Genomic DNA, 20,449 nt, shown 5'->3' with positions numbered 1-20,449 from the left:
ACTTTATTCTGACAAAAAATAATGTACCATTTTCAATATAAATAAAAACAAAAAAAACCTCAATTAAGAAGTTTTTTTTTATAAAATAAAATTTTTTAAAAAATATTAATACTACATTAATTCCTTAAAATTTTTAACTTTTTGATTGGTAATTGCTATTGCAATTACTTCGTGCATTTCTTTTACATAATGAAACGTTAAACCATCAATATATTCAGGTTTAATTTCAGCTACATCTGATTTATTTTCATAACATAAAATAATTTCTTTGATATTGGCTCTTTTTGCAGCCAAGATTTTTTCTTTAATACCACCAACAGGCAATACTTTGCCTCTAAGTGTAATTTCACCCGTCATAGCAAGGCTTTTTTTAACTCTTTTTTGAGTAAACAACGACACCAACGAAGTAAGCATGGCAATACCTGCACTTGGCCCATCTTTTGGAGTTGCCCCTTCTGGAACATGCAAATGAATATTATATTTCGATGGCAAATCAGGGTTGATGCCAAGTATTTCAGCATTAGATTTGATATATTCCAAGGCAATTGTTGCTGATTCTTTCATGACATTACCAAGGTTTCCGGTTATAGATAAGCTGCCTTTTCCAGCAGAAATTAATGATTCTATAAACAATATATCACCACCAACAGATGTCCAAGCCAAGCCTGTAACTACACCCGCAACCTCATTGTTTTCTGCTTTGTCTCGCTCTAATCTTGGAACACCTAATATAGTAACAATATCTTCATCTGTTAGCTTTTTATTATATTCCTCTTCCATGGCAACACATTTTGCAGCATTTCTAACTACTTGTGCAATTTTATTTTCAAGGCCTCTTACACCAGACTCTCTGGTATATCCTTCAATTATTTTTTCAAACTGTTTTTTGCCAATACTCAAGTGTTTAGCATTTAACCCATGTGCTTCCAATTGTTTTGGAAACAAATGCTGTTTGGCAATTTCAATTTTTTCTTCAATAGTATATCCAGACATTTTAATGACTTCCATTCTATCGACCAATGCAGGCTGAATGGTGGACATTGTGTTTGAAGTAGCAATAAACATGATTTTTGATAAATCATAACCTAATTCTAAAAAATTGTCATAAAAAGAATTATTTTGCTCAGGATCAAGCACTTCCAATAATGCCGAAGACGGATCGCCGTTATGGCTATTAGATAATTTATCTATTTCATCCAAAACAAATACTGGGTTTGATGTTCCCGCTTTTTTCAAACTTTGGATAATTCTACCCGGCAAAGCCCCAATATACGTTTTTCTATGACCACGTATTTCCGCTTCGTCTCTCAAACCTCCTAATGATATTCTTACATATTCTCTACCTAATGCTTCTGCAACCGAACGTCCAATTGATGTTTTTCCCACTCCCGGAGGGCCTGTTAAACACAAGATAGGCGATTTCATATCGTTGCGAAGTTTCAATACTGCCAAATGTTCTATCATCCGTTTTTTAACTTCGTCTAATCCAAAATGATCTTTATCCAAGATTTTCTGTGCTCTTTTAAGATCAAAATTATCTTTTGAATAATGCCCCCATGGCAAATCCAAAAACAATTCTAAATAATTTCGCTGAATTCCATAATCTGGCGATTGTGGATTGGATCGAATCATTTTTGAAAGTTCTTTTTCAAAGTGTTTTTGAGTTTTCTCGTCCCATTGTTTGGCTTTAGCCTTGGTTTTCATTTCTTCTATCTCGTCTTCATGCGATACCCCACCCAATTCTTCCTGAATGGTTTTCATTTGTTGATGTAAGAAATATTCTCTTTGTTGTTGGTCTAAATCAAATCGTACTTTTGATTGAATATTGTTTTTTAATTGCAATTTTTGCAATTCTAAATTCATAAACTTCAACGTTTCTAATGCCCTTTCTTTTAAATTCAAAATACTCAAAAGAACTTGTTTGTCTTTAACATCCAAATTCATATTTGAAGATATGAAATTAATTAAAAAAGGCTTACTTTCAATATTTTTTATTGCAAAAGTGGCTTCAGACGGAATATTGGGATTATCATTTATTATTTGAATGGCCAATTCTTTTATTGAATCGATTATAGCATTAAACTCTGAATCAGATTTTACAGGTCTTTTTTCATTAATCGATTGAATATTAGCTACAAAATAAGGATCTTCTTGTATAAAATCAACAATTTTAAATCGTTTAGTTCCTTGCAAAATAACTGTGATATTGCCGTCGGGCATTTTCAAAACTCTTAATATTCGAGCAACAGTACCCATTTTGTGTACTCCATCTTCTGTTGGGTTTTCCTCTGCTTCGTCTTTTTGTGCTACAACTCCAATAATTTTTCCAGCAGCATTGGCATCATTCAATAATTTGATGGATTTATCTCTTCCCGCCGAAATTGGAATTACAACACCTGGAAACAAAACGGTGTTTCTCAAAGGCAATATGGGTAGCGTTTCTGGCAAAATTTCATTGTTCATTTCTTCTTCGTCTTCTTTTGATAGTAGAGGAATCAATTCTGAATCTGAATCAATTTCGTTTAATGACATATTGTCAATTGTAAATATTTTATTATCTGACATATCGTTGTTTTAAAGTCATTTTGGCATTAATAAATTAAGTATAATTGAAAAAAAAGTACTTCATAAGCAATTAAAATTGAAATGATAGTAAAATATCAATTATAAATATGAGAACAGTTATTATTCAATGATTGTGCCAAAAACAAAAAAACCGCCAATTAGGCGGGTTCATTTTTGTAACATATTATTTTAGTAAGCAACATCAAAAGTTCCACTAGTAGCCTGATAAGTACCATTGGCAGTTGCAAAACTAAATGTACCAACAATTCTGTCAGTTGTTTTGCTTGTAATAGTAATAGTACCCGCAGTGGCAGACACTGGTAAAATATTAGACGCCAATTTATAACTTGCTTGCACTTGATCTGTCGAAGCCCCCGTTATGGTGTATGATCCAACGGTAAGTGTTTCTTTTATGCCTAAATTCACAACATCCTGTGCCGCATTTTTGGCCGCTATTCCAATAACATTATTTACTGTTGCTACTACAATATCATTGTCCACAAATTCTGTTCCATTTATTTTAGTGTAAAAGGTATCACCCGTAGGGCTTTGTGTAGAATAAGGAATATTAGTAAATACACCTCCAGAAAAAACTATTGGAGCTATATTTGTTACTGAAAAATCTGACCAATATCCCGTAAAATTGAATGTTCCCGATATTGTTTTGTTTACAGAATCAATAGCTGTTACCGTTACAGACCCAACACTTTGATTGGGACTTAATGGGTTTTGAGCCCAATAGCCAAAATTATCTGTTGAATTTGCTGGTGTATAAGTTAATAAATTATCGGGTGCAGCATAAGTACCAACTGTTGTGCCTTCTAAAAAAAAGGCAAATCCTTCACCACTTGTGCCTCTTAATGCTTCTAATCTAATTGATCCTCCAGATATATATGCTAAAGTACTTGTTGCCGTAAAAGTTGCTCCGCTAAAGTTAGCCTTAAATGAAGCAGCACCTGAATTGTTATTTGTATTGTCGTCAAATGATTGTGGATTCAAATTACTATCAATAGGTTCAACTTCGCAAGATGTCATCAATCCTATAAATACTAAAAATAGCATTAAAAAATTTATTTTTTTCATTTCCGTAATATTTTTTTGTTAAATATATTATTTTGAATTTATTTTATTGTTTTTAAAATAAAATTAGTAGAATAATATTATATTTGTATCTTCATTTTGAAAAGACCGTTTTATAATAAACTCATAAATATTTTTCAAAATTAACAATATTTTTTTAATTTCACATTGTTTTCAAAAAAAAATTTGATTTTTGAACTTAATACTGTAACAAATAAAATTAAACTTGGTCTTTAATTACGTAACTAAATCAAATATTTGAAAAATAACAGTCCAAATATTGCACGACTTATAGCTTTATGTATCGATAAAAATACAAAGGCCCAACACGAATTGTATCATTTGTATGCAAAGGCTATGTATAATGTGGCTTTTCGAATTATAAAAGACGAACATTTTGCACAAGACATCATGCAAGAAGGATTTTTAAAAGCATTTTCAAATCTAGAAAAATTTAAAAACGAGGTGGCTTTTGGATCCTGGTTGAAACGGATTATTGTAAATTGCAGCATCGATTTTTGTAAAAAAGAAAAAAGAATTTCAATAGATGAATGGCAGGAATCATTACATGAAAACATTGAAATACCTACAGAAATAATATTGAATGACGTTAAAAACTTTCAAGTACAACAAATTCTAAATGCTATGAAATCATTAAAAGACAGTTACAATATCATACTTTCCTTATATTACATAGAAGGTTATGACCAGGAAGAAATTTGCGATATTTTACAAATTTCAAATACCAATTTTAGAACCACTTTAAGCAGAGCAAAAGAAAGTTTAAGAATAAAATTTAAAAAAAAATGAAATCAATGAAAGATGATTTAGATGTAATGTTTCAAAATAATCATGACAATTGGGATATTAAGGAACTACCCACCCATCATAGTTTGGCTTTTTTGCAAAAAATAACATCAAAAAAGGCAAAAAAACACTATTGGAGGTATGCTACCATTGCTGCATGTATATTGCTCAGTTTTGGGTATTTTATTAATCAATTGAACAGCTATCCGCAAAAAAATTTGAAATTTGCTTCAAAGGAAACCCAACAAACTGATTCGATATTTACAGTGCTTATTGCAAAAGAGTTATATAAAATTCAAGATAAAAAATCAGATGCAAATCAAAAAATGGTTGAAGATGCTTTGAAACAAATGAAAGAATTTGACAAAGATTATCAAAATATTTTATTTGAATTAGAAAAAAATGGCGAAAATAAAATATTAATCAAAGCTTTAATTAGTAATTTCCAAACTAGAATTTCATTTTTGGAAGAAGTATTAAAAAGAATTGAAGAACATGAAAATATTGAGAATGATGAAAAAATACTGTAAACTTTTATTTATTTTATTGTTTTTTTCAACATACTATTTGGCATATTCAAATGTTATTGGCCCAATTGTTAAGCAAAAAAGTATCAAAAAAATATATTTTGTAAATCCAAATGTAGATGTTGTAATCAACAATACTTACGGAAACATTTCTGTGGCAACATGGGATGAAGATAAAGTTGAATTAGACATCCTTATAAAAGTTTTAGGACAAAACGAAAAGTGGATTGATCAAAAATTAGACGATATTACAATAAATATCGAGGCTTTAAAAGCCAAAATAACGGCCACTACTTCTATTGGAAATAGCATTAATAGTTCAAAAAATCAAAATAATTCATTTGAAATTCATTATCAATTGAAAATTCCTAAAAATGGGAATTTGACTATTTTAAATAAATATGGAAATATATATTTAGGTGAAATCAATGGTTTTACTAATATTAGTTGTCAATATGGTAAAATTTTGATTGACCGATTGAGCAATGAAAAAAACAATATTTATTTAGAGTATTGTGAAAATTCTAAAATAAATTATATAAAAAAAGCAAATATATCATCTAAATACTCTGAATTAGATATTGATACTGCTCTATCTTTAACGGTTGATTCCAATTATACCCAATTGCAAATAGATCAAATTGGGACGCTTCAATTACATACCAAATATGGTAATGTATCGATAAAAAATATTAAAAATTTTGTAAGTCGGAGTACATATACAGACATCGACATCTTACAAATTGTGGAGCAAGCAATCATAAACACAAAATATGGACATGTGAAGATACAAAATATGGAGGTTAATAATTTGATAAATATTAACGGATCTTATACTCAAATTGAAATAGGATTCAAACCAAGTTATGCTTTTGATTTCAATATCAGTTTAAAATATGCCGATTTAAAAGCTCCAAATGATTTATATTTCAACACAAAATCTGAATCTGCAGTACATTCAAACTATCTTGGATATTATAAAACACGTGGATTGCATCAAATAACCCTTCAATCCGATTACGGAAATATCAAATTAACAAAAAATAAACTTTAAAATTAAATAAAATGAAAGTCAATACAAAATTTTTAATCGTAAGTATGTTCATACTAACAAATGTATTTGGTCAAAATTGGGGAACTAAAAAAATTGATTTTACAAAAATCATCAAAACAGAAACCCGTACAACACCCCAGTATGAAGCCATAAAAATAAGTAGTTTTTTTGAAACTGAAATTATAAAAGGCACCGAAGGTCAAATTATCATTACTGCCGACGAAGCTATTTTGCCTTATATAATTACTGAAGTAAAAAATGAAACCTTACACATTAGTCTTGAAAACGGCATTTATATCCCTTATAAATACCAAAATAAAATTAAAATATTAATTCCTGTCGAGTCTATAAACTCGTTACATTCTAGTGGATCTGGTACCATTTTTAGTAAAGCTATTTTAAAACTCGATAATTTTAAACTTGCCCTTTCAGGAAGTGGCGATATTCGCTTACAGCTTGATAGTCAGCAAGTAGAAGTCCAACTCTCGGGTTCTGGAAATATATTATTAGAAGGTAATTGTCAAGATTTTATTGGCAAAATATCTGGTTCGGGTAATATTAAAACACCTTTACTTTCAACTCAAAATGCAACTGTAGCCATTTCGGGTTCTGGAAATATCAATGTAAATTGTACCAACGCTCTTGATGCCAAAATTTCGGGTTCTGGAAATATTTCCTATTCAGGAAACCCAAAACAAATAGAAAGTAAAGTTAGTGGATCGGGTAATATAAAGCAAAGATAAATGACAAAATAATTTAATTATCTTGGAAAATTTTTAAAAAAAATCATTGTCAAATAGATTCTTTGACAATGATTTTTAAAAGAAATTCATTTGATAAGCATAAAAGAGTCCCGATACTTACCACATTGATTGATTAAAATCAATTAGTTTACAAATATTTTTTTTATGATCATTTGGTTTTCAGCTTTCAACTTTAAAAAATAAAATCCTTGGTTTAAATTTTGAATATCAAATGATTTATTGATAAATAAAGGGTTTTTAATGACTTGAATCAATTGCCCATTTAGATTTATTAATTCAATTTCATCCAAACTAATATCAGAATTAATATAAATTGTTTTATTATTTGAAGGGTTTGGATAGACAACTATATTATCTAATGAATCAAAATCCGATATTTTTAATGGGCTTCCCCAAATGCTTTGTACCCATTCTGGATGATCAATAAATGGATTTCTGTTGCCTTGAAAAGTATAAACTGCATTATTTTTTGCTATTTCATAATTACTTACAGGGTCTGACGCATGCCATGTAAGTAAAATATTAAGGAACGTATTTGAAAAACTATGATTGCTACTGCCATCAAACATTACTTTTGCTGTAGAAGTCGAATTGCTATAAAAATTTGGCAATTGGTCTTGGTATCGGGTTACAAAATACAACAAACATCTGGCGACATCCCCTTTAAATTCGTCGATAGGTTCAAATACTGTCGAGGTATAACCTGCAGAATAACCACTATTTAAGTTGGAACCCAACTTGGAACCATTAGTAGATGTCCAAGTAGCTGCATTTACCTTTCCGTACGGAAAATCATTGCGTTGAGCATTCACTTTACCGTCTGAGGGCAGTACAAAATGTGCATCTGAATACATCGGATAAGAACCACTACCCCCAAAATAACTTTGAGGCACAGTATGTTCTCTGTTGTAACAATCGCCTTCAGAATTGTAATTACCACATTGTTGGCTTGTTCCTGTATAGCTATAACTATCGGGGCCAGTAGGTTTTTCTGAATAAACATCTAACAAGGAATTGTCGTTTTCATAATACAAATCCCTAAAAGCATTTTCAGTATATAAAGTCCACAAGCCACCATAATTAGCACTACTGCTTGCCGAATTGGTATTATTGTTGATGGTGTTAAATAACTGTGTTTTCAAGGTGTAACCTGTTCCCGTAGCGTTATTATAATAATTTGCTGGTATTTGTGCCATTCCAAAACTTGTAAAACAAATTAAAATCTTTATGTATAGTTTTTTCATATTTGTAAATTATTGGTTAATAATTATTATTGGTTTTATTTGTTAAGCTCATTTTTTTTTTTTATTTCAATACGAAATCATAAATGACTAGATAAAACAATAACTTAAATTTATTGATGTTGGGGAACAATCCATTACATTTTGTGGTAATCTTTGAAAACAATAAAATTACTGTTTACATGAATATCATTATAGTTTTCGTTCTAAAAGAGCCATATAAAAACCATCAAAACCCGATTCTGAAGCTAAAATTTTAGCATCTTTAATAAAACTAAACTGTTTTCCATTTTCGGTTTGAAGAAATTTATTGACTTGTTCTTGATTTTCAGATGGTAAAACAGAGCAAGTTGCATATACCATTTTGCCGCCAGGTTTTACAATTCTTGAATAACTCTCTAATACTTCAGCTTGTACTTTTCTAATATTATCAATAAATTCTGGTTGCAATTTCCATTTAGCATCTGGATTTCTTTTCAAAACGCCCAATCCACTACATGGTGCATCAATCAAAACCCGATCTGCTTTTTCTTGTAATTTTTTAATGACTTTTGTCGAATCAATGATGCGGTACTCAATATTAAAAGCACCATTTCTTTTGGCTCTAAGTTTGAGTTGTTTGAGTTTGCTTTCATACAAATCCATAGCAATAAGCTGCCCTTTGTTTTGCATTAACGAAGCAATATGTAATGTTTTGCCGCCAGCACCCGCACAAGTATCTACAACTCTCATTCCTGGTTTTACATCCAAAAACGCTGCAACCAACTGCGAATTGGCATCTTGAACTTCAAACAATCCTTCTTTGAAAGCATCTGTCAAAAATACATTTGCACGTTCTTTGAGTACTAAAGCATCTGGTTGGTCGTTTAAAAAAGTAGTTTCGATATTCAAATCCATCAAAATGGCTCTCAATTTTTCTTTGCTTGTTTTAAGTGTATTTACCCTTAAAATTACTTTTGCGGGTTGATTTTGGGCTGCTATCTCTTTTGTCCAAACTGCTTCACCTAACTCTTTAACACCCAAATCGTCCATCCAATCTGGTATAGACTCTTTAAAAACCCTTTTTTTCGACAATTCATCAAAACGTCCTTTAATTTTTCTTTCTGGTGTACCTTCTAATTGTCGCCAATCTGGAATAGGATACCCCCTTAATACTGCCCAAACCGCAAATATCCTCCATAAATTATCTCTATCAAATGGTTCTTTTACTTCAGCAATTTCACAATAAAGTCGTTTCCAACGAACAATTTCATAAATAGTTTCTGCAACAAATTTACGGTCGTGACTCCCCCAACGTTTGTCTTTTTTTAATGCTCTTGCTACTACTTTGTCGGCATATTCGCCTTCATTAAATATGGCATTCAAACTATCAATGGTGGTATAAACTAAATTTCGGTGTAATCTCATTTTATTTTTTTTCTAAAACAAATATATTGCTTTTTTATTATTTATTGGTATATTCCTGTAGATAAAAAAGCACTATTTTACAATAGTGCCATTTCTTTTATTTAATCCGTGTTAAACAAATTTTTTCTGGAGGGTGAATAACCATTGGAAATTTTTCTATTTTTACAGAGCTGCTATCCAATCCAAAGGAATCCTCTTCTGTAATACTCAATTTCTTTATTAAGAAATAAGTATTCATAATGACTTTTTCGTGCCATAATAAATCACTATCATTTGAAAGGAATTTTTCAGACAATACAAATTTAAAATCACCAAGTATATTGTTTTTATTTAAGGATTCATATCTACTTGTAATATCTACTTCTCCTTTTTTAACCATATCCTTTAAAACTTCTTTAAACATCAAGTTGATTTTGGTTGGCTCTCTAAAACCTAAATTAAAATCAACTCTATACAAATCATCTTTTACAATTTCAGTTACTTTATATTCTGTTTTGTAAGGTTCATTTAAAATATTAACATGAACAAACCAATATACATCAGCTCTTTTGGGTCTTTTTTGTAAGATGGAATACATCACTTTTTCCTCAATTTCGTCAATTCTATTGGCATTGGTCATATATACCAAGTGTGTAGCATATTTTGGTATGGTCAAATCTACGCTCAATTCAGCTAAAACCTTTTTATAATCGGCAATTTTTACTATTTTAGTATAATTTTTATTAATTTGTTTTGCTAAATACCAAGTGGACATAATCATAATCAACACTATAGCTATAATCAAAGTAACATAACCGCCATCTGCAAATTTGGTAATATTGGCTGCAAAAAAGCTAAACTCAATCAACAAATACGTTCCGATTAAAGGGGTAATGATATACCATTGAACTCGCTTTAAAATCAAATAAAAATTGAGCAAAATTGTGGTCATGATCATACATAAAATAATGGCCAAACCATAAGCATGTTCCATATTACTTGACTCTTCAAAATGCCAAACAATACCAACGCACCCTAAAAATAACATCCAATTGATTGATGGAATATACATTTGACCTTTTACTTCTGTAGGATATTTAATGCGTAATTTAGGCCAAAAATTCAAACGCATGGCTTCATTTATCAAGGTAAATGAGCCACTAATTAAAGCTTGTGATGCAATAACGGCAGCCAATGTTGCAATAATAACGCCTGCTAATTGAAACCATTCGGGCATGATTAAATAAAATGGATTGGGGTTTGAAGCACTCAATTGTTTTAAGGTAATTCCTTCGTGTTGGATTAAATAAGCGGCTTGACCAAAATAATTGAGTACTAAAGTTAGCTTTACAAAAAACCAACTAATTCTGATGTTTTTTCTGCCACAATGTCCCATATCTGAATATAAAGCTTCGGCACCCGTAGTACATAAAAAAACAAATCCTAGAACAAAAAAACCTTCTGGATTGATTCCTTTATCGGCTACCAAAATATGATAAGCATAATAAGGATTTAAAGCTTTTAAAACTTCAGGGTTTAGGGCAATTTGATAGGCACCTAAAACACCTAACATCAAAAACCAAACCAACATTATTGGTGAGAAAAAATTACCAACTAATTTGGTTCCAAATTGTTGAATGGTAAATAATATAAATAAAATACCAATTACAATTGGAATAGTATTGATTTTTGGATAAAACAACCGAATCCCTTCAACGGCCGAAGACACCGATATGGGAGGCGTAATGATGCCATCTGCTAGTAAGGCACTTCCTCCAATAATGGCTGGAATAATTAACCATTTGATTTTGTTTTTTTTTACTAATGCATACAAGGCAAAAATACCTCCTTCGCCATGGTTGTCTGCACTTAAGGTAATTAACACATACTTTAGAGTGGTTTGTAACGTTAATGTCCAAAAAACCAACGAAATGCCACCTAATACTAAATCTTTATTGATTGCAAATTCAAGCCCCAAAATGGCTTTCATTACATATAATGGCGAAGTTCCAATATCACCATAAATAATTCCCAAACTTACTAATAAACCTCCAATTGTCCATTTATGATGTAAGTCTTTGTGTGTTGTACTCATTATAAATATTTTTAAGAACTTGCAAATTTAGTTATTAAGATATAAAGATAATATGTAAAACACCATTTTTTTTACTTTATTTTTAATAAATATTATTTTTTACAATTTAACAAGTTTTTACTTGTTATTCTTTGTGTTGTTCTTTGTATTGTTTCAATAATTTTTTATGAAATGCCTCTTCTGCACGTTTCAACTTCAAAATTTTTACAGGAGGCAAAACTCCTTTTAAACTTAAAATGAATTTTTTTCGCAATTGAAACAGCTCTTCTTCAGAACTTTCCATAGTGTTTATTAAATTTAAAGCATCTTTGTCCGTCATTTTATCCAAATCTACATCGTCTAGTTTGAATTTTATATCTCGTCTTTTACCACCTCTTATTTCCATTTCCCGTTTTTCAAACGCATTAAAAATAGGCCAAAATTTAGTGGCTTCATCCGTAGTCAATGCTAATTCATTGGTGATATAGGCAATTTTTAAGGCTTTTATTTTTTCTCTTTTTTCTTTAAATTTTCCTTGCGAAAAACCAAAAGTAGTTGCAAGTAAAAACAATAAAATTGTTAAAATATTATTTTTCATTTTTATATTAATTTAATAAATATTCTTCTAAATCATTATTATCAATCAACTCTTTCTCAATATCTTGATGTGTAATGTTCAAATCAATTTGTAATTTATCTAATTCATTATCATCCAAAATTTCTGCCAAATCATTATCGGTCATGGATTTTGAATCGGAAATGTAATTTTCTAAAACAATGGGGTCGATATTTGAATATGGGTTTGATGTTTGCCAATAATACATACTTCCAAAACCAAGAGTAAACACTGCGGCTATTTTGAAAATTGTATTTTTTTGTAATTTGAACAGGGTAGTTTTAGGCTTTTTTTCTGCGGCAATTCTCATTTGAATTTTATCCGAAAATTGCTCAAAATAGCCTTCTGGTATTTGAAAACCAGTAGATTTTGTGTGTTGGTTGTTTAAATTAAATGTTTCCATGGTAGTAGGACTTTGATTTAGATATAAAGTTTAATGGTGTAGCATAAAATCTTCAATTTTTTTGGCTGCATGATGATAAGAGGCTTTTAAAGCTCCAACAGATGTTCCTAAAATATCCGAAATATCATCGTATTTAAGAGATTCAAAATACCTCATTTTGAATACCAATTGTTGTTTTTCAGGTAATTGTGCTATGGCTTTTTGCAATTTTAATTGTATAGCATCTCCATCAAAGTGAGCATCTGCTTCTAAATTATGTACTAATTTATTTTGCAATACATCAGTTGAAATGCCTTGTGTTTTGGATTTTGATTTTAAAAAAGTCAAAGCTTCATTCGTTGCAATGCGGTACATCCACGAAAAAAGTTTGCTTTCTCCTTTAAATTTATTCAAATTTTGATATACTTTTACAAATGTATTTTGCAACACATCATCGGTATCATCATGATTTAAAACAATGTTACGAATGTGGTTATACAATGGTCGTTGGTATTTTTGTAAGAGTTCTTGAAACGCTACATTTTGCGTTTTTGGATTTAATAATTGCAATATAAATGCTTGCTCCTCTTCCAAAATATTGTTTTCAACTTTAGACATTCAAAATTAGAAAAGGTTTAAACAGACATTTAATTATTAAAAAAAGTTAATGTAAGCTTCAACAAAAAGACTTCTATAGATTTGAATTTGTATTAGATGGAGTTACCGTTTCAGTAGTAGCAGGTGCTTGAGCTGGTGTGGCGGTCGTTTGTTCTACTTTCGGTTTGTAATATTTTTTAGGCTTGGATTTTGTTTTTATTGGAACATAAATCTCTGTAATCCAAGTAGATGCATTGTTACTTATCGATTTGTCTTTCACATAATACTCCAAATAAGATTTTTCAAAGTCTTCCATTAATTTATTTTTATAAATAAAATTTAATGTTTTCATTTTTGCTTGATACAAATGCGAATAATCTCCCGTTAAAGTTGTTTTGATATAATGAGTGGCTGGCAAACTATCTACTACAAATTCACTTTCCTTACTAGTATAAATCATTTCTTTCAATTCAATACCCACGGTATAACTTGTAACTTGCCTATTAGGGTCTTTTTTATTGTATTTGATAAATGGAATTCCAACCGTATGAATATTATTTTTTTGTGAAAACTGATTAATATCGTGAATCAAAATAGGAATATTCTTTTTAATATGTACATCTTTGCTGATTATTGTTTTTTGTAAATAATAAAAAAAAGCTTTTTGAATATAACCGTTTATTTTAACTTTATAAGTGTTTACTTCAAAATCTAAAATTCTATTAACATTTTCAAGGCTTCTTTCAAAAATGGTACCCACCACATGATCAATTCCACCTTGTATTCCGGTAAAAATTTTATTAGAAAAACCCATCTTTCCAATGTTTTTGAATGTAATTTTTGTTTTTCCTAAAGTATCCTTAAACTGCCAAAATACATCAGATATTTCGCCATTATCATTCATTTTTTGAACAATTAACATTCCCTCTTTATTCGATACTGTTTCGATGCGTCCAAAATCGTTCCCGTTTTTCCAATTATAATAACTGCCTTTGCCAGAAGTATTTACAGAGTAATCAAATTGCATGTTGGGATTATCCTCTTTCCAAGAACCAAATTCTTCCCAATTTCTTAAATCGTTAATGTATTGATAAGCAGTAATACGGGGGGTTTTTATTATTTTTGTTCTTACAACTACATAGTTAGGATTTAACGTTGCCACAAAAATAGAGGCTGCTGTTACAAGTAGCATGATGAGTAAGAAAAAATATTTTAAAATCTTCATTTTAAATATGATTAAGTGTGCAAATATAATAAAGTCTGTTAAATTTTAACATATTTTTGTATTAATGTTTAAAATAAAATTTAATTACAAATAATAAACCAATAAAAATCAAAAAAGCCAATAGTACTTTATAATTACCTTTATAAAAAAAGTTATGAAGATTTTTATCCTTTTTATAAGAATACATTGTAATTAAAACGAACGATACAAAAAAAAGTGATGCAAAAATAAGTTGCCCTGTACTAAACATAATGATACTAAAATTTGAGTACAAAATTACATTTTTTAATTAGTTTATGATGTATTTTTGTTTGTTTCTTTATAATCATTTTTTTGTAGCCATATTGAATAAAAAATATAGACTTATATATTCATTAAAAATTAAATAAAACGTATGAAAAAACAATTAGAATCAGTGAAAAAATTTCATGAAATTTATCAATTAGGATATGCCAAAAGGCCACAAGCAAGCTTAGGTTTTGATAAAAACAAACTGCGATTTGAATTGATGAAAGAAGAAAACGAAGAATATTTAGAGGCTGTTAGCAACAACAATTTGCACGATGTTGCAGATGCTTTGGGCGATATGCTATATATATTATGTGGCACCATTATCGAACACGGTTTGCAAAACCAAATGGAACAAATATTTGACGAAATACATCAAAGCAACATGAGCAAGTTAGATGACAAAGGACAACCTATATATAGAAACGATGGAAAAGTAATGAAAGGCCCCCATTATTTCAAACCAGATTTTTCTAAAATACTTTAATTTTTTACTTACAATAATATTATTGTTAATAAATTAATTATTTTTTTGGTAAAAAAAATTGTTATGTTCAAATAGAAACTATAAATTAGCAAGATTTTTTATAACATAATAATTTTAAAATAAACTATATAAAATATGTCAGACGGAGATAAGTTAATTCCTATTAACATTGAAGATGAAATGAAATCTGCCTACATCGATTATTCGATGTCTGTAATTGTATCGAGAGCCCTTCCTGATGTTAGAGACGGTTTAAAACCCGTACATCGACGTGTGCTTTATGGCATGTATGAATTAGGTGTTTTTTCGAATAAAGCCCATAAAAAATCAGCAAGAATAGTTGGAGAAGTATTGGGAAAATACCATCCTCACGGAGATACCTCTGTATATGATGCCATGGTACGTATGGCACAAGAATGGAGTATGCGGTATTTGCTAGTGGACGGCCAAGGAAATTTTGGGTCTGTCGATGGGGATAGTCCAGCAGCCATGCGTTATACCGAGGCAAGAATGCAAAAAATTTCGGAAGAAATTATGGCCGATATTGAAAAAGAAACTGTTGATTTTCAATTGAATTTTGACGATACTTTATATGAACCAAAAGTAATGCCAACACGTGTTCCTACTTTATTAATAAATGGAGCTACGGGAATAGCTGTGGGTATGGCTACCAATATGCCGCCACATAATTTAACAGAAGTTATCAACGGTACGTTAGCATATTTAGACAATTCTGAAATTGAAATTGACGAATTGATGAACCATATTAAAGCTCCTGATTTTCCAACAGGGGGTACTATATATGGATATGAAGGTGTAAGAGAAGCTTTTAAAACAGGAAGAGGACGCATAGTTTTGCGAGCAAAAGTCAGTTTTGAAGAAGTGGATGGACGAGAATCCATAATAGTTACAGAAATTCCATATCAAGTAAACAAAGCCGACATGATTAAAAAAACGGCAGACTTGGTAAACGACAAAAAAATTGAAGGCATTGCCAATATTCGAGACGAATCGGATAGAAATGGTATGCGAATTGTATATATTTTGAAAAGAGATGCCACTCCAAATGTGGTTTTAAATACTTTATATAAATTTACACAATTACAATCATCTTTTAGTGTCAATAATATTGCGTTAGTTGGTGGTCGTCCTCAAATGTTGAATTTGAAGGACATGATTCATTATTTTATAGAACACCGACACGATGTAGTAGTTCGACGTACTCAATTTGAGTTGAAAAAAGCCGAGGAAAGAGCCCACATTTTAGAAGGTTTGATTATTGCTTCGGACAATATAGACGAGGTAATCAAAATTATTAGAGCCTCTAAAAATGGAGAAGAAGCAAGAGATCGATTGATAGAAAGATTTCAATTATCTGAAATTCAAGCAAGAGCGATTGTTGAAATGCGTTTGCGTCAATTGACTGGACTAGAGCAAGACAAATTGAGAAGCGAATACGAAGAAATCATGAAATTGATTGCTCACTTGAAAGCCTTACTTGCCGATAAAGATTTGAGAACCAACTTGATCAAAGATGAGTTGATTGAAATTAGAGATAAATTTGGTGATGCCCGTCGATCTGTAATTGAATATTCTGGAGGCGATGTGAGTATAGAAGATTTGATTGCAGACGAAAATGTAGTTATTACGATTTCTCATGCAGGATACATAAAACGTACCAACTTATCTGAATATAAAACCCAAAACAGAGGTGGTGTTGGCCAAAAAAGTGCTGGTACTAGAGACCAAGATTTCTTAGAACACATGTTTGTGGCTACAAACCATCAATATATGTTGTTTTTTACACAAAAAGGGAAATGTTTTTGGATGCGGGTATATGAAATTCCAGAAGGCAACAAAACAGCCAAAGGACGTGCTATTCAGAATTTAATTAACATAGAAAGCGATGATAAGGTAAAAGCCTATATATGCACACAAGACCTTAAAAATCAGGAATATATTCAAAATAATTATTTGATTATGGTTACTAAAAAAGGAATCATGAAAAAGACACTTTTGGAACAATATTCCCGACCAAGGGTAAATGGTGTAGCTGCCATAACAATTAGAGAAGACGATGAACTATTGGCAGCAGAATTAACCAATGGAGAAAGTCAAATATTAGTAGCTGTAAAATCTGGTAAATTAGTTCGATTTGAAGAAAATAAAACCCGTCCGATGGGTAGAACCGCATCTGGAGTTAGAGGAATTACGCTACAAGACGACCAAGATGAAGTTATTGGAATGGTGGCTGTAAACGATATGAATAGCGAAATACTAGTTGTTTCTGAAAATGGATACGGAAAACGCTCTAGCTTAGATGATTATCGTATTACAAACAGAGGTGGAAAAGGAGTTAAAACGTTGAATATAACAGACAAAACGGGTAATCTTGTTTCTATCAACTCTGTAACTGATGCAGATGATTTGATGATTATTAACAAATCTGGGCTTACTATAAGGCTTGCCGTAGAAGATTTAAGAGTTATGGGCAGAGCAACACAGGGTGTAAAATTGATTAATTTGAAGGGTAAAGATTCTATTGCTGCGGTAACAAAAGTGATGAAAGATGAAGATGAAGAAACATCAAAAGACGTATTGGCTAATCCAGATGAAGACTCTGAAACCGAAGAGCAAACAACTGATAATGAACCCGTAACAGAAGAATAACAGCAATAAATAATTAACTAAAACTAAAAAAATATTTTATGAAAAAAAGATATTTAATTCTAGCATCGATAGTCATGATTTCGACAGGTGCCATGGCACAAAAAAACGAATTGAAAGCGGCTGAAAAAGCCTTAAAAAATGGCAATGCTCCTGAAGCTAAAACCTTGTTAATGGCAGCAGAACCCCTATTGGCCACAGATGCTGACAAAGCCCAATACCAGTTTGTAAAAGGAAACATTGCTTTAGAATTGGCCAATAAAAACATGGAAGTTTCTCAAAACTTGATGGATGCCGCAAAAGCCTATACCAGTTTACAAGCTATTGAAAAAGCTAGTGGCAAAGCCAAATTTACTGAAGAAGCCTTGAAAAATATTAATATTTTGAAAGGCAAATTGGTAAATGCAGCTGTAGAATTGGGTAATAAAGACAATTATGCCGAAGGTTCTAAACTATTGAAAGTTTCATATGATTTGGACACCAAAGATATGGAAAAACTGTATTATGCAGCGGGTTATGCCATTAATGGAAAAGATTATAACAGTGCTTTGACATATTATCAAGAGTTGAAAAATAATAATTATTCTGGAGAAGGCACCGTTTATTATGCAACAAATAAAGACTCAAAAGCTGAAGAGCAGTTTGCAACAAAAGCAGAGCGTGATTTGTTTGTAAAAGGTGGCACACATGAAAAACCTAGAGAAGAAAAAATACCTTCCAAAAGAGGTGAAATCATGAAAAATATAGCATTAATTTTAGTTACAAATGGAAAAGATGCAGAAGCTAAAACAGCAATTCGTGAGGCTAGAGTAGCCAATCCAGAGGACAGCTCATTGTTATTGACGGAAGCAGACTTGTATTTGAAATTGAACGACATGGATACTTACAAAAAACTTATTTCAGAAGCGTTGGAAAAAAATCCAAACGACGTTGATTTAGTTTATAATTTAGGTGTAATTAGTCGTAAAGCGAATCAACTTGTAGATGCAGAGAAATATTTCAAAAGAGCCATCGAAATCAACCCTACTTATGTTAATGCTTATGCTAATATGGCAGAGTTAAAATTAAGTGCCGATGAAAAAATTGTTACAGAAATGAACAAACTTGGCACCTCTGATAAAGATACTAAAAGATACAACGTATTGAAAACGGATCGTACTAAAATGTTTACTGACACTTTACCTTATTTGGAAAAAGCTTATGAGCTAAATCCAAAAAATGAAGATATTGCCAAAACTTTATTAAGCGTTTATAAAACATTGGAAATGAGCGATAAAGCTAAAGCTTTGAAAGCTAAAATGTAATATTTTTATTTTTTAATATTAAAACCTCTTGTTGCATTTCAAGAGGTTTTTTTATGCAAATAAATAGGAATTTAAAATAGAATTTTAACTTTTATAATTTTGAAAAAGCCCATTTTTATACTAAATTTGTTTCTTTTGAAAAACGGTGCCCTAGCCCAGATGGAAGCGACATCCTTTTGTTTTTTTCTTTAAAAAACAAAAGATATAGCGAACAGCTGGAATGGCTCCAAAAATATATTTGTATGACATTTAAAAATTTATTTTTAATAGGTTTGGGCATGTTATTTTTTTCATGTACCCCATCAAAACCTATAGAAGAGGCAAAAATTAATGGTTATTGGGAAATACAAAATGTTGTATTGCCAGATGGTAGCGAAAAAGGCTACAAAGTAAACGAATCCATTGATTATTTTGAAATAAAAAACCATAAGGGTTTTCGTAAGAAAGTTCATCCACAACTGGATGGTTCTTATTTAGTGAGTGATGATTTTGAAGATGTAAAAGTAATTCAACAATCGGGTAAAAGCTATTTGGTATATCCCAAAACAAAAGATACAGTTAAGGAAGAAATTTTGCAAGCATCGGAACATTTTTTGGTTTTGAAAGATGCAAAAGGGTTTGAATATCAATACAATAGACAAGAACCATATAGCAAAAAATAATGAATAAAAGAACGAGTAACGAAGAGTGTTTGGCCGATGTTATAAAAGAAATTATTAAAAAAAACAAACTTCAATCGGGCATAGACGATGTAAATGTAAGAGAAGCATGGAAAAACATCATGGGAAACGGAGTTAATGCTTATACAGAAGATGTAATTTTAAAATCGGGTAAATTGTATGTCAAATTGAGTTCCTCAACATTGAGAGCTGAATTGAGCTATGGTAAAGACAAAATAATTACCCTTCTCAATGAAGCCTTGAGAAGAGAGGTAGTACAAGAAGTAATATTAAGATAATATTATTTCTTTTTGTTTTTACCGTTATTAAATTTTACATTTTCAATCACTTGAACTTTAGGTTGTGCTGCTTTTGAAGTATTTTTTTTCTTGAAATTGGACTTTGGCGTGTTTTTTATGATTGGTTTTGTTGGTTTAAAAGTGGCTTCTTTTTTGATATTTTGAAGGACTTCATTTGGGTTTTTAGGATTATCTTTTGTTCCTCTCAAATGAATAATCAATCCATTAAGGAAATTTCTTAACACTTGATCGCCACATTCCATATAATTTTCATGTTTTTCGTCTCTAAAAAAAGCACCTAGTTCTGATTTTGTTATTCGGAAATCTACTAGCTCTAATATTGAAACAATTTGATCGTCACGTAACATCAGTGCTACTCTTAATTTTTTGAAAATATCGTTATTTGTCATTTGAAAAAGTTTTCGTT

Annotated in this window: 19 protein-coding genes; 9 read left to right on the top strand and 10 right to left on the bottom strand. The window is 30.7% G+C overall.

Features of this window, described 5'->3' with window-relative positions:
- Nucleotides 1-111: 111 nt before the first annotated feature.
- Both lon and B0A58_RS01250 read right to left on the bottom strand, forming a co-directional pair.
- On the bottom strand, nt 112-2,565 hold the full coding sequence (gene lon / locus B0A58_RS01255) for an endopeptidase La (protein ID WP_089079539.1): 2,454 nt from the start codon (nt 2,563-2,565) through the stop codon (nt 112-114).
- A gap of 189 nt (nt 2,566-2,754) precedes the next feature.
- Nucleotides 2,755-3,648 (bottom strand): DUF6252 family protein, encoded by an 894-nt coding sequence (locus tag B0A58_RS01250; RefSeq protein ID WP_089079538.1) that lies wholly within the window; start codon nt 3,646-3,648, stop codon nt 2,755-2,757.
- Between the two features lie 255 nt (nt 3,649-3,903).
- Between B0A58_RS01250 and B0A58_RS01245 the strand changes: the two genes are divergently transcribed.
- The 4 genes from B0A58_RS01245 to B0A58_RS01230 are packed head-to-tail and all read left to right on the top strand — an operon-like array spanning nt 3,904 to nt 6,776.
- Nucleotides 3,904-4,455, top strand: coding sequence for an RNA polymerase sigma factor (locus tag B0A58_RS01245; protein WP_089079537.1), 552 nt, complete (start codon nt 3,904-3,906; stop codon nt 4,453-4,455).
- Nucleotides 4,452-4,982: an anti-sigma factor gene (locus tag B0A58_RS01240; protein ID WP_243389426.1), complete on the top strand. Its 531-nt coding sequence runs from the start codon at nt 4,452-4,454 to the stop codon at nt 4,980-4,982. The genes B0A58_RS01245 and B0A58_RS01240 overlap by 4 nt, the downstream gene beginning before the upstream one ends.
- A gap of 37 nt (nt 4,983-5,019) precedes the next feature.
- The gene (locus B0A58_RS01235) at nt 5,020-6,033 is read left to right on the top strand and encodes a DUF4097 family beta strand repeat-containing protein (protein WP_185740251.1); all 1,014 of its coding nucleotides are present in this window, start codon (nt 5,020-5,022) and stop codon (nt 6,031-6,033) included.
- Between the two features lie 11 nt (nt 6,034-6,044).
- Nucleotides 6,045-6,776, top strand: a complete 732-nt coding sequence (locus B0A58_RS01230) for a head GIN domain-containing protein (RefSeq protein WP_089079535.1) — start codon at nt 6,045-6,047, stop codon at nt 6,774-6,776.
- A 143-nt stretch (nt 6,777-6,919) separates the two neighbouring features.
- On the opposite strand, the gene B0A58_RS01225 is transcribed toward B0A58_RS01230, so the two are convergent.
- From B0A58_RS01225 to B0A58_RS01195, 7 genes are all read right to left on the bottom strand, one after another.
- Nucleotides 6,920-8,041: an endonuclease gene (locus tag B0A58_RS01225; protein ID WP_089079534.1), complete on the bottom strand. Its 1,122-nt coding sequence runs from the start codon at nt 8,039-8,041 to the stop codon at nt 6,920-6,922.
- 189 nt (nt 8,042-8,230) lie between these two features.
- Nucleotides 8,231-9,445: an RsmB/NOP family class I SAM-dependent RNA methyltransferase gene (locus tag B0A58_RS01220; protein ID WP_089079533.1), complete on the bottom strand. Its 1,215-nt coding sequence runs from the start codon at nt 9,443-9,445 to the stop codon at nt 8,231-8,233.
- A 97-nt stretch (nt 9,446-9,542) separates the two neighbouring features.
- On the bottom strand, nt 9,543-11,519 hold the full coding sequence (locus tag B0A58_RS01215; protein ID WP_165766269.1) for a KUP/HAK/KT family potassium transporter: 1,977 nt from the start codon (nt 11,517-11,519) through the stop codon (nt 9,543-9,545).
- 124 nt (nt 11,520-11,643) lie between these two features.
- Complete coding sequence (locus tag B0A58_RS01210; RefSeq protein ID WP_089079531.1) at nt 11,644-12,096, bottom strand: sensor of ECF-type sigma factor; 453 nt, start codon at nt 12,094-12,096, stop codon at nt 11,644-11,646.
- 7 nt (nt 12,097-12,103) lie between these two features.
- Nucleotides 12,104-12,517 (bottom strand): hypothetical protein, encoded by a 414-nt coding sequence (locus B0A58_RS01205; RefSeq protein ID WP_089079530.1) that lies wholly within the window; start codon nt 12,515-12,517, stop codon nt 12,104-12,106.
- 30 nt (nt 12,518-12,547) lie between these two features.
- Nucleotides 12,548-13,090 carry an RNA polymerase sigma factor gene (locus B0A58_RS01200; RefSeq protein ID WP_014083912.1) on the bottom strand — a complete coding sequence of 181 codons (543 nt, stop codon included), beginning with the start codon at nt 13,088-13,090 and terminating at the stop codon, nt 12,548-12,550.
- A 97-nt stretch (nt 13,091-13,187) separates the two neighbouring features.
- Nucleotides 13,188-14,318 (bottom strand): GyrI-like domain-containing protein, encoded by a 1,131-nt coding sequence (locus tag B0A58_RS01195; protein ID WP_089079529.1) that lies wholly within the window; start codon nt 14,316-14,318, stop codon nt 13,188-13,190.
- A gap of 394 nt (nt 14,319-14,712) precedes the next feature.
- Here B0A58_RS01195 and B0A58_RS01185 point away from each other — a divergent pair, with 394 nt between their 5' ends.
- From B0A58_RS01185 to B0A58_RS01165, 5 genes are all read left to right on the top strand, one after another.
- Nucleotides 14,713-15,093, top strand: a complete 381-nt coding sequence (locus tag B0A58_RS01185) for a pyrophosphohydrolase domain-containing protein (RefSeq protein ID WP_089079527.1) — start codon at nt 14,713-14,715, stop codon at nt 15,091-15,093.
- 135 nt (nt 15,094-15,228) lie between these two features.
- Entirely contained in the window at nt 15,229-17,763 is a 2,535-nt protein-coding gene (gyrA, locus tag B0A58_RS01180; protein WP_089079526.1) for a DNA gyrase subunit A, read from the top strand.
- A 38-nt stretch (nt 17,764-17,801) separates the two neighbouring features.
- The gene (locus tag B0A58_RS01175; RefSeq protein WP_089079525.1) at nt 17,802-19,064 is read left to right on the top strand and encodes a tetratricopeptide repeat protein; all 1,263 of its coding nucleotides are present in this window, start codon (nt 17,802-17,804) and stop codon (nt 19,062-19,064) included.
- 242 nt (nt 19,065-19,306) lie between these two features.
- The gene (locus B0A58_RS01170) at nt 19,307-19,726 is read left to right on the top strand and encodes a hypothetical protein (RefSeq protein WP_014083907.1); all 420 of its coding nucleotides are present in this window, start codon (nt 19,307-19,309) and stop codon (nt 19,724-19,726) included.
- Nucleotides 19,726-20,022, top strand: coding sequence for a DUF721 domain-containing protein (locus B0A58_RS01165; protein WP_089079524.1), 297 nt, complete (start codon nt 19,726-19,728; stop codon nt 20,020-20,022). Before B0A58_RS01170 ends, B0A58_RS01165 begins: the two co-directional genes overlap by 1 nt.
- A gap of 2 nt (nt 20,023-20,024) precedes the next feature.
- On the opposite strand, the gene B0A58_RS01160 is transcribed toward B0A58_RS01165, so the two are convergent.
- The gene (locus B0A58_RS01160) at nt 20,025-20,432 is read right to left on the bottom strand and encodes a DUF1456 family protein (protein WP_089079523.1); all 408 of its coding nucleotides are present in this window, start codon (nt 20,430-20,432) and stop codon (nt 20,025-20,027) included.
- Nucleotides 20,433-20,449: the final 17 nt, after the last annotated feature.

This window comes from Flavobacterium branchiophilum NBRC 15030 = ATCC 35035, from assembly GCF_002217205.1.
In the GTDB taxonomy this organism is placed as follows: Bacteria; Bacteroidota; Bacteroidia; order Flavobacteriales; family Flavobacteriaceae; genus Flavobacterium; species Flavobacterium branchiophilum.
The sequence above is the reverse complement of the archived record's forward strand: the minus strand, read 5'-3'. Positions and strand labels throughout refer to the sequence as shown.